Genomic DNA, 15,791 nt, shown 5'->3' on the forward strand with positions numbered 1-15,791 from the left:
CTGCTCTAATCTAAAATCTCGTTAAACAAATCCATCAACTCCTCATTAGGCTCTTGCCCCTTATTGCGCTGTTTAAAGTAATCTCTAAACAGTCCTTGCATATCTTGCTCTAAGTTCACCTGTTTTACATTCGCTTGTTCTCCTTTATCCCCCAATGTTACTTGTGGGATAATCGTAATAATACCATCATGCGCAGTGTATAACCTCTTGATATCATCTCCATTTAAGAAGGTATCACTTACTATGGTTAACTCCACTAGATGATACGGATTTGCTACTAACCACTCCACAGCATCATCTACACTATTAAACTTCACTCGTGACAGTTGTCTTCCACTCTCTAGTGCCACCTTCGTATAGGTAATAGGTTTGCCCGCTTCTGCCTCTAAGATCATCACATACTTCTGCTGACCTGCTTCACTAAAACTATAACTCAATGGGCTCCCCGAATAAACCACAGGTCTATCTTCTACCCCCACCTGATGTGCTCTATGTAAATGCCCAAGTGCCGTGTACTGCACTTGCTCTGGAATAATGTCACTGTATATAATATCTGCATTACCTACCTTCAGAGGCTTCTCTCCATCAGGTTCTTCTAATAACTCTCCATTTCGGTTCATCATATACAGATGCGAGATCAATAGATTCACCCCTTTAGTCTTACAATACTTATCTGCTAAAGCTTGCCAACTCTCTCCTAACACCTCATTAAGAGCTGCTCCTTTATCTTCTGTGTCTAATGCTTTCTTTAGCCTTACCTCATTCGCATAAGGAGTGTGTAATATGCGTATCGGTTGTTTAAATCGATCTAATCTCAATTCAAAAAAACCATTTGTTGACTTCGATATTTTAAACTGATTTTCGATCTCAAAAGGAGTAACCTCAGCATGAGGCAGTCCGACTAAGATAATCCCGCACTCTCGTGCTAACGGATCTGGTGCGTCTATACGCTCAGGGCTATCGTGGTTACCAGCTATAGCGATGACAGGTCTCTCTCCGTTCTTCGCTAAGCGTTTAAGTGTTTTATAAAATAATTCTACAGCTTCTACTGGAGGGTTAAACGTATCAAATAAATCTCCTGCTACTAAGACTACATCCACTGCTTCGCGTTCTGCTATCTCGCAGATTTCGTCTAGCACTATACGCTGTTCGTCTAGGCGGTTAAAGTTATCTAATCTCTTCCCTAAGTGCCAGTCGGCTGTATGTAGAATCTTCAATCCCATGTATCTTTCTTTGTTTTCTAGTGCCTCAAAGATACTAACTATATAGAGGTTTCTCAGTCTATTTTAGGATTAGCTTCCTCATTTTTTTTGTCTCAAAACCGATGATACAAAAGAATTATAGCGACTTTCTTCCACGTGATTCCATATTGCTAACCTTGTGATAGGATAGTGATGGGCTATTTTTGGCACTTTTAAGCCGACCAAATGCCCATCACTAGCCGACCACATGCCGACCACCCTATCTAAAATGGCAGTAAAAAGACATTCATACTCAGTTTTGTGTTCCATGCCAACTAGCGTAATTCTCTACCCATATAATACAAAACAGCCCATTCATACACTGTATAAATGGGCTGTTCATATTTATAAATCAACTATAGGTACTTATATCTCGCATCCTTCTGGGCCACATGCTGCTGCATCACTACCACCTTTCATTTCGAATTTAGGTTGGCTTTCTTGGAATGCTTGTGTCAGTGCTTCTACAAAAGACTCTGTAGGTTGAGCTCCTGATACACCGTATTTTCTATCTAATACGAAGAATGGCACTCCTGATATTCCTAGAGCACGTGCTTCTGTAATATCTGCATTCACTTCTTCTAGTTGTCCATCAGTAGCTAAGAATGTTTTGATTTCCTCAGCACTCAGTCCTATTTCAGTACCTAAAGCAGCTAACACCTCAATATCACCTACATTTTTTCCATCTGTAAAATAAGCTTTAAACACTACTTCTTTAGCCTCATTCCCTTTCCCTTGTAGTTGTGCAAAGTGTATAAAACGATGAGCTCTGATTGTATTTACAGGAATAGACTGGTCTTGTTTAAAATCAATTCCAACTGCCTGTCCTGCTTGTTTTAAGTTCTCTAGCATTCCTTGTATCTGTTGCTCTGGCATACCTTTGCGTTTAGCTAGGTATTCTTTAGTAGACATATCTAACCCTTCTACTGGTAAGTCTGGATCTAGCTGAAAACTCTTCCACTCTACTTCTATCTTATCTGCGAAAGGCAACTGTACCAATGCATTCTCAAAATTCTTCTTTCCGACGTAACAAAACGGACACATAATGTCCGACCATATCTCTACTTTCATATCTTATCTTTTTAAATGAGGAGTTACCTCAATAACTCTATACTCAAAGATACTATTAAAACACCCTAATACCTGTCTCCTTAACAATAATTAAATAGTTTCCTAAAGGGAAGTGCATGTATTTTTATACCTTTACTCTTATGGGAAAAACAGTCATCTTTATCGGTTGTATCATCGTCATCATAGGTATCTTGATACAGTTCACTTCGTTTAATCTGGATTGGTTTGGCAAATTGCCTGGTGATATCCGTATCCAGCGCCCAGGTTTTTCATTCTTTATGCCGATTACCTCTATGATTATTGTATCTGTAGTAGGCACAGGATTACTATGGTTATACAGAAAGTTCTTTAGCTGATAAAGGTTTATTTCACCCAGTCGTTCTTACCTGCGATACCTCCTGATACAATCAAAGTAATAGACATAACTAATAAAAATATCAAGGACATAGACCAAGACTGTGTCACATCGAATAATGCTCCAAATACTGGTGGACCACATGCTGCGATTAGGTATCCGATAGACTGTGCCATACCTGATAATTCTGCTGCTTGGGTAGTGCTACTTGTACGCAATACGAAGAATAGCATCGATAAACTAAAGGCTAATCCACTCGCTGTACCAATTAATACACACCATAGTGCGATCATATTTACCTTAAAGATCAATAAACCTGCTATACCAATAGCAAACAATACTCCTGTACCGATAGCTAGCAGTTTCTGATTAGATAACTTACTCGCTATAATAGCTCCGATGAATGTCATAGGCAACTGTGCGAACTGCATATAAGACAATAACCATCCTGCATCTTCTTTAGGTATACCCCATGTGATAGCCACTTTAGGTAACCATGCTGCTAAACAGTAGAACAGTAGAGACTGTACTCCCATAAATACTGTAACTGCCCATGCTAGCTTAGATGAGTACATATTTACTTTTTTATCTTCTGTGAAGCCTCTATTACTTCCTTCGATTGCTTGTTTCTTTTTTACTTGAGGAAGCCAAATCAATATAGTCGCGATACTCAGTACTAACCATACTCCTATCGAACCTTTCCATCCCATCTCTGTGAATTTACCCAAGCTAATACTAAACCCTGCTGCTAACGCTGCTGTTAGGTTCATAGCTACTGAATATATTCCCATCATGGTCCCTACATTCTTCTGATAATTACTTTTGATATAAGCTGGCATCAATACATTACCTACTGTAATCGCTATCCCTACTAAGGCAGCTCCTAAAAACAAAGTAACTAAACTACCATAAGGTCTAATGACTAATCCTATACTCAATAGAATTAATGATCCTAATAATACAAGCTCCATACCGTATCTACGTGAGATCTTTGGCACCATACTAGATAAGAATCCGAATGCCATTAAGGGTATCGTCGTTACTAATCCTGCTGTAGTGTTAGACAGAGCTAGTGATTTACTTATCTCTGATATAACAGGACCTACAGATGTAAGTGGAGCTCTTAGATTAGAAGCAATAAATATGATACCTAACAACATCAGTAATTTCTTCATTTTAGATATCTCTTCTATCTTATTTTCCATTGTTATTTAATTTATTATTTACACATTGTTATTTCTAGGTGCAAAATTAAATGATTATAAATGTTTATATTCGCCATAAATCATAACTAAAACGACAAGAATGGATACATCACAATTAGTCGATCAAGTTGGAAAGAAAGGTTTTTCTTGGCATGCTGAGCTTTGGAAGCACAACAATGAGTTTCACCATCATAAGAAAGCTCAACTCGTCTATGTAGAATCAGGATATCAACATCTACACGTAGAGTCTTGCCAATTCTTATTACCTCAGAATCACGTGGCCTATATCCCATCCAATATGCCACATAAGACTACGCATGCGTCTGAGCATATCTCTCTACATACACTATACTTCGATGTGGATGACTTACCTCCGTTTTATGATGAGTTATACCTATTCTCTATACCTAGTGTATTAAGAGAAATGATTATGTACACTGAGAAATGGTCTATGAATATGGAATATGAGGAGAGTGAACAGACGTTCTTAAGAGCTATCTTATTAGAATTACCTTCTTTTGTACAAAATGCTGTACCTCTTATCACTCCCGTACCACGTACCAATGCACTGCTAGAAGTAACTGCTTATATACATAAACATTATCGATCTACTATCACTATAGATGAGTTAGCTCAACTGTCTTTTATGAGTATTCGTACTTTAGAACGTCAGTTCAAGAAAGAAACAGGTATCAGTATCGCTAAATATATACAGATGGCACGTATCATCAAGTCTATAGAACTGCTAAGTGAAGGACAATATACTATCAATGAGATAGCGTTACTCGTAGGATATAACAGTGCCCAGTCTTACAGTAATGTATTCACTAAACTGATGGGACAACGCCCGACTGAATTTATACAACATACATTCACGCTATAACCTATATCCTATCGTCTATGAAAGATATTATCTCTCTACTACAAAAACAGAAACAAGACATAATCGTAGAGCTAAAACAAGGTGATACTACTAATCAATACCTAATAGCCCAATTAGACAAGTCTATCTCTTGGCTAACGATGGTAGAAGATCATCAGTTAGACACGGTTAATCACTATGATATACACGCTCTACCTGATACCACTCATGGTATGTCTTATTATCACCTGATGATAGACTGTGAAAGTAGTGATCCTGTGGATTGGGTAGAATATACTCCTCATAATCGTCCTATAGAGATGTGTATGGGAGATATCATTATAGTCAAAAAATAAAAAAAGTCGGTTTATAACAAACCGACTTTCTTGTATAATCTTCTTGTAATTAGTTTACAAGTGGTAAGAAACCATATTCTTTAGCATAACGCAACATTTGTTCTTCAAATGATTTAGGTTGTTCGATTGCATAATCAGTCACCTCTCCTTTATCATTCTTCACTGGTACAATGTATGGGTTTACAAATCCTCTATATGGAGCAGAGTTAAACTTAGCATTACGCTCTAAAACTTCTTTGTGGATAGCTTGATCTACTTTCACACCATAAGTCTCTACTAACGCTTGTCCTGCTTTATAATCACCTTCAGATTTGATACGTTGAGTCTCTTTTAAAAGTTGTCCGAATAGATCGTGTAATTTATCATAATCCGTAATATTATAATATGTCTTACCATCGCGAACTACTTTCTCAATTACATTATCTTTTTTCCCTTTTTCGAATACCCAAGCACTCACCCATTGACGGTTACGCATATGAGCTTCTTCGATATCAGCACCTGGCTCTAAGCGCACTAACTGCGTCATTAATCCGTTACGAATATATCCATCATAAGCTGCTTTACCTACTGACTTCCAATCGTCAACTAATCCTAACTCTTGTAACTTAGGATTGTATAAATAGAATAGACCCACTAAGTCAGCACGTCCTTCTTCTAATGTAGAAGCATAACTCTTCAATGTTTCTTTTGGTTGTCCTACTCCTTTGTTGATTTGTCCAGATGCATGTCCGATTACCTCGTGAAGAGCTGTGTGTAGCTTATCTGCTAACTCACCATATTTCTCCTCTAATTGTAATTCTTCCTCATCGTGAACGAACTCTTTTAATTTATCCGAACCACCTGCATGATTATATGCATCGATAATATTACCTAAAGAGATAGACTTAGAACCGTGCTCTGCTCTAATCCAGTCCGCATTCGGTAAATTCACTCCGATAGGTGTACTTGGCGATGCATCACCAGACTCAGACGCTACGATCACTGTCTTATACGATACTCCTGTTACATTTTTCTTTTTATGCTCTGCCATTAATGGAGAGTTATCCTCGAACCACTGAGCTTCTTTAGAAAGAACAGCCATCTTCTTAGACATATCAAAGTCGTTGATTTGAACAACGCTTTCGTAAGATCCTTTATGTCCTAATGGGTCTGCATATACTTCGATAAATCCACTGTTGTAATCAATGTTTCCTTTAGTAGCTTTCACCCATGCAACGTTATAATCATCCCAAAGTTGAAGATCTCCAGTTTGGTAATATTTGATTAATAACTTAAGCGCATCTGCTTGCTCTTGGTTCTCTGCAACTGTAACAGCTTTTTCTAACCAAAAGATGATTTGATCAATAGCTGCTCCATACATTCCACCACTCTTCCATACTTTCTCTACTAACTTACCATTCTCTTTTACTACTTTAGAGTTTAGTCCTGTAGATAATGGACGGTGTGGGTCTGGACTCTTCATCGCATTATAGAATGCCTCTATCTCATCTTCTGTAATCCCTTCTCCATAGAAGTTGACTGCAGATCCTTTTACAAGACCTTTCGCTAAATCAAGATTTACTTTTTTACTATCTACATTATTAAATAGTACATTCGCTACATTCTGATCTAATGTAGTGTTAGTCTCTTTTAATAAAATAGAGAAATAAGCTTGAGAGAATCCAGGTTTTATCTTTTCGTTAGAATAATGGTGGTGAATACCATTAGAGAACCATACTCTCTTCACATACGTCACGAATTCTTTCCAATCCTCTGACTCTTTGTCTCCTTTATAGTTTTCGTAAATATTCTCTAATGCTTTACGAATAGTCAAATTGTGTTTATAATTCTGATCCCAGATAATATCACGTCCAGCATACCCTGCCTGACTTAGATAATACACTAATTCTTTTTCTTTTAATGTTAGATCGTCCCATCCAGGTACTTGATATCTCAATACTTCGATATCTCCAAACTGATCCACACTGTAATCAAACTTTTCTGTTGTAGTCACTTCGCTTGCTCCTTTTTCTGTCTCTTTCTTGTCTCCACATGATAATAACATAGCGGAAGCCAATACGATACAGGCCATTGTATTTAATTTCATATTGTAGTTTTTTACCGTCTTTTGACAAATATATAAAATATTGCACTGAACGACTCTACTAATTCTCATTCAAAATTAGGAATCTAAAAAATTATCTCTTACTTCTTTAGATAATCATCTACAAAATGAGTCTCTGAATTAGGATTTTCAAATTTATCTTGATTGTATTCTTTTGATTTATTTTTAGGAATGGTTAAAGACTTCCACTCTTCATTGCGTATCATCTTTCCGATAAATACGATCTGCCCTATATGGTAAGGGTAATGTGCTAACTGTCGATATAAAGCTTCTGCTACCGTATGGTCTTGGTTTCTGATTTTTACTACTGTATTAATGTTCTCTTCATTAATACTATCTATGGTACTGAAGAGAACATTCCATGCCTTGTCCCAATTCGTTATAAGTTCATGTCTGTCATAAATCCCATCTGTGAACTCATCATCTCTGTTTCTCCATGGCTTCTCTCCATCTTCAGTAAAAAAGTTAGTAAAACGAGAAAGCAGATTACCCGTAATATGACGCATTAACATCGCTATAGAGTTACTCTCTACATTGACCTTTTGATTTAATTCATCTTGGGATAGAACTAAAACCGTTTTATCTACGATCATTCTATAGTACTCGAATTGCTTGCGAATACCCTCTAATTCTTGTATAGTCATAATATAAATTGTATTGAGTTAGTATTTTTTGTTATAGTCAATATTTGACCATTTGCAATTTAAAGTTTATAGACCATACCATTCGTTTATGAGCAAAAAAAATAACCCGAAGGTTATTTTTTCTTTACTAAGGGATGATTTAACCCCTTAACATTATTGTTAATTACATCGTATGTCTTTAGATGTTTGAAAAGCTCTGTCAAGTTTCTAAAACCATAGTCTCTCGCATCAAAACTTGGATTAAGCTTACGAAGGTTACCTCCTACTGTAGCGATATAAGCTTCTACCTCTTCATCTACAGACATATCGAACGCTTTATCTATCAGTCTATACTCTTTTTTAGTCAATGATTTAGTATCGTCATCATCTGTGGTCTCTACCTTTTTAGCATTACCATTCGCTTCTTTAACTGCTGTAGTTGCTTTAGGCATTAAGGTCTCACAATAAGTAAATATCTCACATGACTGAACGAAAGCATTCGGAGTCTTCTTCTCTCCTACTCCCATCACAAAGATACCTTCTTCTCTGATACGCTTAGCTAAACCAGTATAGTCACTATCACTAGATACGATACAGAATCCATCTACCATCTTAGCATGCAGAATATCCATAGCATCTATGATTAGAGAACTATCTGTAGAGTTCTTTCCACTAGTATAATTAAACTTCTGTATAGGCGAAAATGACAAGTCATTTAGTAATTCCTTCCAGCTATTCATTTGCGGTGTTGTCCAATCTCCATAAATACGACGGACAGTCACCTTCCCATATTTAGAAACTTCTTCTAAAATCTTATCCAACAACTTAGCTTGAGCATTGTCCCCATCCACTAAGATTGCAATGTTGTTATTTTGTTTTTCCATCATATTTTCCTTTTCGAAAGCTCTAAAATACAAAAAATAGAACTACGTAAAGGGCATTGATGTCCAAAACATCTGTTAATAATTGATTTCTTTAATCAATTACTCTAAAAGTTCCTGTTACAAACTGACTTTCACGTTTGTGATCAGCTCCGTTATAAGACCAAAAAGCAGTTACTTCTCCTGTCTTCGTATTGATGATTTGACTAACTGTAAAGCCATCTTGTTCTATCCAGTTCAGAAAGTGTAAGTCCTCGCCAAGTGCTTTGTAGTTCATTTTCTCATCGCCTTCATTTACTGCTCCATTCTCCCCTACTGTACTCCAGTGTAAGGTATCTGTACTCGTATACTCAATAGTAGCTTTCATCTCTGGGAACTGTATTTCTGCTTTATGCCCAATTAAGGTACTAGTGTGGCTAGCACTAGTACTTTCTGCTATTTCTGATGGAGTAGATTCTTTCTCTGTTTTTGACTGACATGCTCCTGCTGACAAGGCTATTGCCAATGAAGCTATTATTATTTTGTTGTTCATTATTCTATAATTTTAAAGCAAAATTAAATTGCTCTAAGATCAAAAACATTGAACTAGTTCAATAATTATTATTTTTTCTTACTGCGTATTTTACTCAAAAACTCTTGGGAAATACCTAGATAAGAAGCTATCTGAATATTAGTTAGACGCTGTACCAAGGACGGATAACGCTTACAAAAGTCTTCATACTCTGCAGTAGCATCCATTGACAACTTATTTACAATACGTCGCTGAAGAGCGATACACTCTTGTTGAGTCATTCTTCTATAGATCTTTTCTAAGACAGGTATTTCATCATAGAGCGCTTCTTTGCGTTCTTTCTTTATGAGTAATACTTCACTATCTTCTAATGCTTGTATAAATATCTTAGATGGTCGTTCATAATTATAACTTTCTAAATCTGCTAACCACCAATCTTCTATAGAAAAATGTATGATGTGTTCTTCTCCTTTTTCGTCCAAACAGTATTCTTTAAAACATCCTTGTACTACAAAGGCTTCGAAGTCACATACAGCACCTGCTGTTAATAGATAGTCTTTCTTCTTTACATAAACAGTCTGAAAAGAAGAAAGTATTAATTCCTTCTCTTGTTGTGTTAATGTAACGCCTTTGCGTTCAAAATTATCTATTAATGAGGCTTTATTCATATTATTTATTTTTGAATCCATTTACCTTCTTTAGGCGCTTCATAAGCTTTCATCTTTTCTAAAAGCTCTTCTACCTCATCAGCTACCACAATCATATCTTTATTAATCTCTTTTAAGAACCCCATAACTACCATCGTATCTATCATTTCTAATAGAGGATTATAGAATCCATCTATGTTTAATAAGGCTACAGGCTTTTTGTGTAATCCTAATTGAGCCCATGTTAGCATTTCAAAGAATTCTTCTAAGGTACCATATCCACCAGGCATTGTGATTACACCATCAGATAATTCGTCCATTTTAGCTTTGCGTTCATGCATAGTTTCAACCATAATTAACTCTGTTAATCCCTTATGGCCTAACTCTACATCTGCCAAAAAACTAGGTAATACACCGATAACTTCACCATTTCCTTTAAGAACACCATCAGCTACTGCTCCCATTAATCCCACTTTAGCGCCTCCGTATACAAGCCCGATATGATGTTTAGCTAATTGTTCTCCTAATGTAAAAGCTTGTTCATAATAAATATCCTTAGTACCTGAACTAGAACCACAAAACACTGTATATCTCATTTATAATAATTTTAAATAGCAAAATAAAAAACTGAATATCAATAAATTACAAATAAAAATAAAAATTTTATATAAAATCAAACATTTTTTGTTGTAACAATTTACTCAAAAGTATGACTATTATATAAACCTTAATCAATTATTAGAAATAAACTTAACGAAAGAACTATTATGAAATTCAAATTAAGTGTTATCCTTTTCCTTACCATGGTTTGCTCTATTTATGCGCAACAAAAAGGAAAAATCACAGGAGCGATTTTTGACAAATCAATTAATCAATCCGTTCCTTATGCAACTGTCTCTATTAAAGATGGAGAGACTATTGTAACAGGTGCTATGTCTGATGACAATGGAAAATTCGAATTAACTGTTCCTCAAAAAAAATATACTTTAGAAGTACAGTTTATCGGTTACCAAACATATACTAAAGAATTTGAGTTAACTGAGGCTACTTATAACTTCGGTACGATTAACTTATCTCCTGAGGCGACAACTTTAGAAGGAGTTAATATTATCGCTGAATCATCTACAATAGAACAAAAGATAGATAGAAAAGTAATCAATGTAGGTAAAGACTTAACTACTGCTGGTGCTACTGCTGGTGAGATTATGAATAATATTCCTTCTGTAAATGTAGATAAAGATGGTAAGATATCTCTAAGAGGAAATGAGAATGTACGTATCCTTATCGATGGGCGTCCTACTAATATGTCTTCTGAACAGGTATTAAAACAAATTCCTTCTACTTCTATTAAGAGCATTGAGTTAATCACTAACCCAAGTGCTAAGTATAATCCTGAAGGAATGTCAGGTATTATCAATATCGTGTTACACAAAAATACAATGGACGGCTTTAATGGTTCTGTAGACACAGGAGTTACATTTGCTCATACTGTTAAGAATACTAACTCTATCAATGCTAACTATAGACAAGGTAAGTTAAACTTCTTCGCTAATGGTAGCTACTCGTATGGAAAATATAAAAATGACGGAGATATGCTACGTACGGATATTATGTCTCCTACAGAGATTCGTATGAATAATAAGAACAAGAACTACTTCTATAAAGTAGGTATGGATTATTATATCAACGATAACAATACATTGTCATTCTATACTAACCAAAGTACAAATGATAGAACAACAGATATGGATAACGCGACTACATATCCTAAGAACTTATTCGAAGATATCTTCCAAAAAACTGTTTATGATGGAGATAATAGATATAGTGCGTATAACTTAGCTTATAAACATCTATTTGAGAAAAAAGGTCATACTTTAGATATCGAAGGAAACTTTAGTCGTAACAAATCTACGAATGACGGAGATTACAATACGATTATAGGTAAAAATCCTAACCAAGTTTATCAAGATAGAAACAATGATAAAAGTGATTTAACAACAATCAACATTGATTATGTGAATCCTTTAAACGATCATACTAAACTAGAAGTAGGAGCTGAAGCTAGAATCTCTAGAGCGGATAACAACTTTGATTCTAATAATCCTTTGATTCCTGAGAAGAATAAAAAGATTAACAATGAATACAACCAAGATATCTTCTCTGCTTATGTAACTTTTGGTCAAACTTATGGTAAGTTTAACTACCAAGTAGGAACAAGATTAGAAAGCTATAAAGTAGAATCTAAATTAGGAGGAACAACTACTTTTAAAGATGATTACGTTACCTTATATCCGTCTGTATACTTAGGGTATTCTATGACAGATAATGATATGTTCAACTTAAGTTATAGTAGACGTGTAGATAGACCTAGTATTTCTCAGACTAACCCTGTTAGACAATTCTCTACTCCATTAATGACAATGGTAGGTAATCCTGAATTAAAACCACAGTTTACGAACTCTGTAGAATTAAATTACACAAGAATGTTTAATAACAAAAGTAGTGTGACTGCTGGAGTGTACTATAGAAAGATCAATAAAGAAATCAACCACGTTATCTACGATGACCCAGACAATGATAACCCAAATGCTTTATTAATGACTTTTGATAACTATAAGTCTAATGATGCTTATGGATTTGAACTTTCTGCTAATATCAAATTAACTCCATGGTGGGATATGCAACCTGGTATTGATTTCTCTAGTATTAAACAGACTGGTTTTGTATCTCAGTTAAACAGTACGACAAATCAAATGGATTTTATCGAACGCGATATTACTGCTAGTGCATTCAATGCTCGTTTAAACAGTAACTTCAAAGCGACTAAAAACTTAAGATTTAACTTATTCGGATTCTATAGAGGTCCCGTAGATGGTATCACAATGGACTCTAAAGAGATGTATAAAATAGATGCTGGAGCTAGATACTCTTTACTTGAAAACAAATTAAGTATCAGTGCAAGATTCAATGATATCTTCAATACTATGAAGTTCAAATACAGTTCTCAGTACCCTTATGCTTCTAATGGACAATTTACATGGGAAAGTAGATCAGTTTACATCGGAGTAAACTATATGTTCGGAGGAGGAAAAGGACGTGCATTACAAAGAAAGAACAGAGATTCGAATACAAAAGAAAGTGGAGGTGCTGGAGGATTATTCTAAAAAGCTCCCCTACCAACCAATCAACAACAACTTTTTTCAATTATTGCTAAAAAAGCTGTTACCTTAAATGGTAACAGCTTTTTACTTTTAATATCTATCTGTGCTTCTCTAAGAACTGTAATACACTAAACATTGCTTTATTTCTAACTTCTTTTTTCGAGAGAAATAAGTCATGCATTCCATCCTCTATTACAGCTTTCTCTACACGATGTCCTATCTTACTACCTATCTTCTCAATATCTTTTACATTCAAGACGATATCTGATGTCATAGAAATAGCAGTCCATTTTGAAGTACTTCCAGACTTATCGCTATACATTAGTAGAATAGGAAAGTCTTCATGCAATACTACCTCCTGAATTAACTCCTGTGTATGTTGCACTGCTAATATCCAACTATAGTATACAGCAAAAGGATTTATTGGTTTCCACTCTTTCTTGTACTCCCATTCTCCTTCATGATCTTTATGCAATGTCTTACCATATAACTCAGGCATCTGCTCTGCATTAGCAAAGATATCCTTACTCACTTTACTCCTAGCAACACTCCCCATAAAAGGCTTTACATAGAAAGGTACATTAAAATCAAAGAAAGGAGAATTTAATATTAGTCCTGATAACCTTTCTTTTAACAACCCAAACATAGCATAATACGTTGCTAATAGTCCCCCAGTACTATGCCCTAATAAAAATAGTTGGGTATCTCTATTTTCCTTTAGAATATACTCTATTCCATAATCAATATCAGGAAAGTACTCTCGCATCGACTTACAATAATTCGGATGCTGATGAGGCAATAACGAACGACCATACTTACGCAAATCTATTGCATAGAAGTTTACTCCATGCTCATTAAAATAATCCATCAAGTGTATCTGAAAGAAGTAATCACAAAATCCGTGTATATACAGAATAGTCTGCTTATGCTCTTTCTTATTTCCTCTTGATTCTATTAATGTGGTGATTACTTTCCCTTCATAATCATTCTCAAAGGGATGTTGATGTGTTATATATTTATCAAATGTCAAATGTAAATTCATAGTATCCTTATTTAAAGTTTACTTATCCTTCATTACTCACTTTATTTGATGTCTACACATGCTATAATAAAGGAGAGAACAAACGAATAAAACTGTTTTTAAGACGTTGTTTCCAAGATCTCTTATTCCACCTGTGTAACTCTAGTTTAATAGAATCTCTACAATCTCTATCAAACATTTTTTTCATTTTACGTGCAAACGCTTCATCATAAACCACAACATTCACCTCGAAATTCAAGTCAAAGCTACGATGATCTAAATTACATGTACCTATAGAACTCACTCCTGCATCTGTAACAAAGGTCTTCGCGTGGATAAATCCTTTCTTATATAAATAAATCTCTACACCAAACTCTAATAACTCTTGAAAATAGGACTCCGAAGCCCATTTCACGATATTAGAATCTGTAATTCCAGGCAGTATCATTCTAACGCGCTTACCACTTAATGCAGCCATTTTGATAGCTAGTTGTAATGATTCGTCAGGTATATAATATGGCGTAGTGATGCAGATCTCTTTTTCAGCAGTTTGTATCGCTTTTAAGACACTATATAGAATAGAAGGTACATCTGAGTCAGGTCCAGACGAAATAACCTGTAACGGCACTCCTATCTCATCATTATCATGAATAGGAAAATACTTCTCATCAAAGGCTAAGTCTTGCTTACTACAGAAATTCCAATCTGCCAAAAAGATATATTGTAACCCATAAGCTCCCGAACCTTTTATTCTAATATGCGTATCCCTCCAAAAATACTGATTAGAATCTTTCTTACGGTTATCGTAGCGATCAGAGATATTTATCCCCCCTGTATAAGCTATCGTTCCATCTATCACCACTATTTTGCGGTGATTTCGATAATTCATACGGTTAGCAAAAGCTAATAGAATAATCTTATTAAAGGGATAGGCTTCGACTCCATTCGCACGAAGATTGCGGACAATATTCTTTCGAATGCTTTTACACCCAAAGTCATCATAGATAAAACGTACCTTAACCCCCTCCTTTACTTTATTGATCAGGATACTTTCTATCTCCTTACCGATATCATTATTCTCATAAATATAATACTCGATATGAATCGTACTTTTAGCTGCTTTTAAGTCTTCTATTAGTCTTGGAAAGAACTCTTCTCCATTCTCTAATATTTCGGCTTTATTATCCACTAATAATGGACCTTCTCCCATAGTCGCACTAGACAACATCTTAATGAAAGAACGATTCCTTTGTACAATAGGGTTTCCTTGTTGTCTCTGATCTAGGTGAATGTCATTTAGACGTTTTGTTAATTTAGTGCTATACTCATCATTTACCTTAAGCTTCTTAGAATACATCTTTCTTCGTCGATAATTGATCCCAAAAGAAAAATAAAATAAAATACCAAAGATAGGCACAAAGAAAACTAACAACAGATAAGCTAATGTCTTCGAGATAGAGTCTGTATCATAGATAATGCGTACAGCCACAGCAATAGCTATAATAAAATATACTATCTCCAAATAGATAAACCAATCTGCTTGAACTCTCAAAAACATACTTCAGCGTATTTTTAATAATAACCTTTCTATATAAGTTAGATTTAGGTTATCTAAAAGTAAAAAATAAAAAGCAGTTAGAAGAGCATTTAGTACACAAAGTATTTGAAAACAAAAAAGTCTCCCTTTAAGGGGAGACTTTTGAGCCGATGGAGGGACTCGAACCCACGACCTGCTGATTACAAATCAGCT

At 35.3% G+C, this 15,791-nt stretch carries 15 protein-coding genes; 4 read left to right on the forward strand and 11 right to left on the reverse strand.

Annotated features, from left to right (window positions below):
* Positions 1–5 precede the first annotated feature (5 nt).
* Both RT228_RS16550 and RT228_RS16555 read right to left on the reverse strand, forming a co-directional pair.
* Complete coding sequence (locus RT228_RS16550) at positions 6–1,223, reverse strand: exonuclease SbcCD subunit D (protein ID WP_006260188.1); 1,218 nt, start codon at positions 1,221–1,223, stop codon at positions 6–8.
* Between the two features lie 384 nt (positions 1,224–1,607).
* The gene (locus RT228_RS16555) at positions 1,608–2,312 is read right to left on the reverse strand and encodes a DsbA family oxidoreductase (protein ID WP_006260189.1); all 705 of its coding nucleotides are present in this window, start codon (positions 2,310–2,312) and stop codon (positions 1,608–1,610) included.
* A gap of 140 nt (positions 2,313–2,452) precedes the next feature.
* Between RT228_RS16555 and RT228_RS16560 the strand changes: the two genes are divergently transcribed.
* Entirely contained in the window at positions 2,453–2,668 is a 216-nt protein-coding gene (locus RT228_RS16560; protein WP_041893663.1) for a DUF2905 domain-containing protein, read from the forward strand.
* A 7-nt stretch (positions 2,669–2,675) separates the two neighbouring features.
* Here the strand turns inward: RT228_RS16560 and RT228_RS16565 are convergent, their stop codons facing one another.
* Positions 2,676–3,872: a CynX/NimT family MFS transporter gene (locus RT228_RS16565; protein ID WP_006260191.1), complete on the reverse strand. Its 1,197-nt coding sequence runs from the start codon at positions 3,870–3,872 to the stop codon at positions 2,676–2,678.
* Positions 3,873–3,972: 100 nt separating this feature from the next.
* Between RT228_RS16565 and RT228_RS16570 the strand changes: the two genes are divergently transcribed.
* Both RT228_RS16570 and RT228_RS16575 read left to right on the forward strand, forming a co-directional pair.
* The gene (locus tag RT228_RS16570; RefSeq protein ID WP_006260192.1) at positions 3,973–4,755 is read left to right on the forward strand and encodes an AraC family transcriptional regulator; all 783 of its coding nucleotides are present in this window, start codon (positions 3,973–3,975) and stop codon (positions 4,753–4,755) included.
* A 17-nt stretch (positions 4,756–4,772) separates the two neighbouring features.
* Positions 4,773–5,090 (forward strand): hypothetical protein, encoded by a 318-nt coding sequence (locus tag RT228_RS16575; protein ID WP_006260193.1) that lies wholly within the window; start codon positions 4,773–4,775, stop codon positions 5,088–5,090.
* 49 nt (positions 5,091–5,139) lie between these two features.
* On the opposite strand, the gene RT228_RS16580 is transcribed toward RT228_RS16575, so the two are convergent.
* The 6 genes from RT228_RS16580 to RT228_RS16605 form a co-directional block, all read right to left on the reverse strand.
* Positions 5,140–7,176: a dipeptidyl-peptidase 3 family protein gene (locus tag RT228_RS16580; protein ID WP_006260194.1), complete on the reverse strand. Its 2,037-nt coding sequence runs from the start codon at positions 7,174–7,176 to the stop codon at positions 5,140–5,142.
* Between the two features lie 98 nt (positions 7,177–7,274).
* Positions 7,275–7,838 carry a DUF1572 family protein gene (locus tag RT228_RS16585; RefSeq protein WP_006260195.1) on the reverse strand — a complete coding sequence of 188 codons (564 nt, stop codon included), beginning with the start codon at positions 7,836–7,838 and terminating at the stop codon, positions 7,275–7,277.
* A gap of 113 nt (positions 7,839–7,951) precedes the next feature.
* A complete protein-coding gene (locus tag RT228_RS16590; RefSeq protein WP_006260196.1) occupies positions 7,952–8,704 on the reverse strand; it encodes an NYN domain-containing protein in 753 nt (250 codons plus the stop codon).
* 88 nt (positions 8,705–8,792) lie between these two features.
* Positions 8,793–9,230, reverse strand: a complete 438-nt coding sequence (locus RT228_RS16595) for a MoaF-related domain-containing protein (protein ID WP_006260197.1) — start codon at positions 9,228–9,230, stop codon at positions 8,793–8,795.
* Positions 9,231–9,298: 68 nt separating this feature from the next.
* Positions 9,299–9,877: a Crp/Fnr family transcriptional regulator gene (locus RT228_RS16600; RefSeq protein WP_006260198.1), complete on the reverse strand. Its 579-nt coding sequence runs from the start codon at positions 9,875–9,877 to the stop codon at positions 9,299–9,301.
* A 5-nt stretch (positions 9,878–9,882) separates the two neighbouring features.
* Positions 9,883–10,452 carry a TIGR00730 family Rossman fold protein gene (locus RT228_RS16605; RefSeq protein WP_006260199.1) on the reverse strand — a complete coding sequence of 190 codons (570 nt, stop codon included), beginning with the start codon at positions 10,450–10,452 and terminating at the stop codon, positions 9,883–9,885.
* Positions 10,453–10,623: 171 nt separating this feature from the next.
* Here RT228_RS16605 and RT228_RS16610 point away from each other — a divergent pair, with 171 nt between their 5' ends.
* Positions 10,624–13,023 (forward strand): outer membrane beta-barrel family protein, encoded by a 2,400-nt coding sequence (locus tag RT228_RS16610; protein ID WP_006260200.1) that lies wholly within the window; start codon positions 10,624–10,626, stop codon positions 13,021–13,023.
* Positions 13,024–13,117: 94 nt separating this feature from the next.
* On the opposite strand, the gene RT228_RS16615 is transcribed toward RT228_RS16610, so the two are convergent.
* Positions 13,118–14,062, reverse strand: a complete 945-nt coding sequence (locus RT228_RS16615; protein WP_006260201.1) for an alpha/beta hydrolase — start codon at positions 14,060–14,062, stop codon at positions 13,118–13,120.
* Positions 14,063–14,123: 61 nt separating this feature from the next.
* Positions 14,124–15,599 carry a cardiolipin synthase gene (gene cls / locus RT228_RS16620; RefSeq protein WP_006260202.1) on the reverse strand — a complete coding sequence of 492 codons (1,476 nt, stop codon included), beginning with the start codon at positions 15,597–15,599 and terminating at the stop codon, positions 14,124–14,126.
* Between the last annotated feature and the right edge of the window lie 192 nt (positions 15,600–15,791).

This window comes from Myroides sp., from assembly GCF_032073645.1.
Taxonomy (GTDB): Bacteria; Bacteroidota; Bacteroidia; order Flavobacteriales; family Flavobacteriaceae; genus Flavobacterium; species Flavobacterium odoratimimum.

Bases quoted from the DNA above. Each gene is read 5' to 3' on its own strand.
- RT228_RS16550 (WP_006260188.1), bottom strand. From the start codon at position 1,223: ATGGGATTGAAGATTCTACATACAGCCGACTGGCACTTAGGGAAGAGA.
- RT228_RS16555 (WP_006260189.1), bottom strand. From the start codon at position 2,312: ATGAAAGTAGAGATATGGTCGGACATTATGTGTCCGTTTTGTTACGTC.
- RT228_RS16560 (WP_041893663.1), top strand. From the start codon at position 2,453: ATGGGAAAAACAGTCATCTTTATCGGTTGTATCATCGTCATCATAGGT.
- RT228_RS16565 (WP_006260191.1), bottom strand. From the start codon at position 3,872: ATGGAAAATAAGATAGAAGAGATATCTAAAATGAAGAAATTACTGATG.
- RT228_RS16570 (WP_006260192.1), top strand. From the start codon at position 3,973: ATGGATACATCACAATTAGTCGATCAAGTTGGAAAGAAAGGTTTTTCT.
- RT228_RS16575 (WP_006260193.1), top strand. From the start codon at position 4,773: ATGAAAGATATTATCTCTCTACTACAAAAACAGAAACAAGACATAATC.
- RT228_RS16580 (WP_006260194.1), bottom strand. From the start codon at position 7,176: ATGAAATTAAATACAATGGCCTGTATCGTATTGGCTTCCGCTATGTTA.
- RT228_RS16585 (WP_006260195.1), bottom strand. From the start codon at position 7,838: ATGACTATACAAGAATTAGAGGGTATTCGCAAGCAATTCGAGTACTAT.
- RT228_RS16590 (WP_006260196.1), bottom strand. From the start codon at position 8,704: ATGATGGAAAAACAAAATAACAACATTGCAATCTTAGTGGATGGGGAC.
- RT228_RS16595 (WP_006260197.1), bottom strand. From the start codon at position 9,230: ATGAACAACAAAATAATAATAGCTTCATTGGCAATAGCCTTGTCAGCA.
- RT228_RS16600 (WP_006260198.1), bottom strand. From the start codon at position 9,877: ATGAATAAAGCCTCATTAATAGATAATTTTGAACGCAAAGGCGTTACA.
- RT228_RS16605 (WP_006260199.1), bottom strand. From the start codon at position 10,452: ATGAGATATACAGTGTTTTGTGGTTCTAGTTCAGGTACTAAGGATATT.
- RT228_RS16610 (WP_006260200.1), top strand. From the start codon at position 10,624: ATGAAATTCAAATTAAGTGTTATCCTTTTCCTTACCATGGTTTGCTCT.
- RT228_RS16615 (WP_006260201.1), bottom strand. From the start codon at position 14,062: ATGAATTTACATTTGACATTTGATAAATATATAACACATCAACATCCC.
- cls (WP_006260202.1), bottom strand. From the start codon at position 15,599: ATGTTTTTGAGAGTTCAAGCAGATTGGTTTATCTATTTGGAGATAGTA.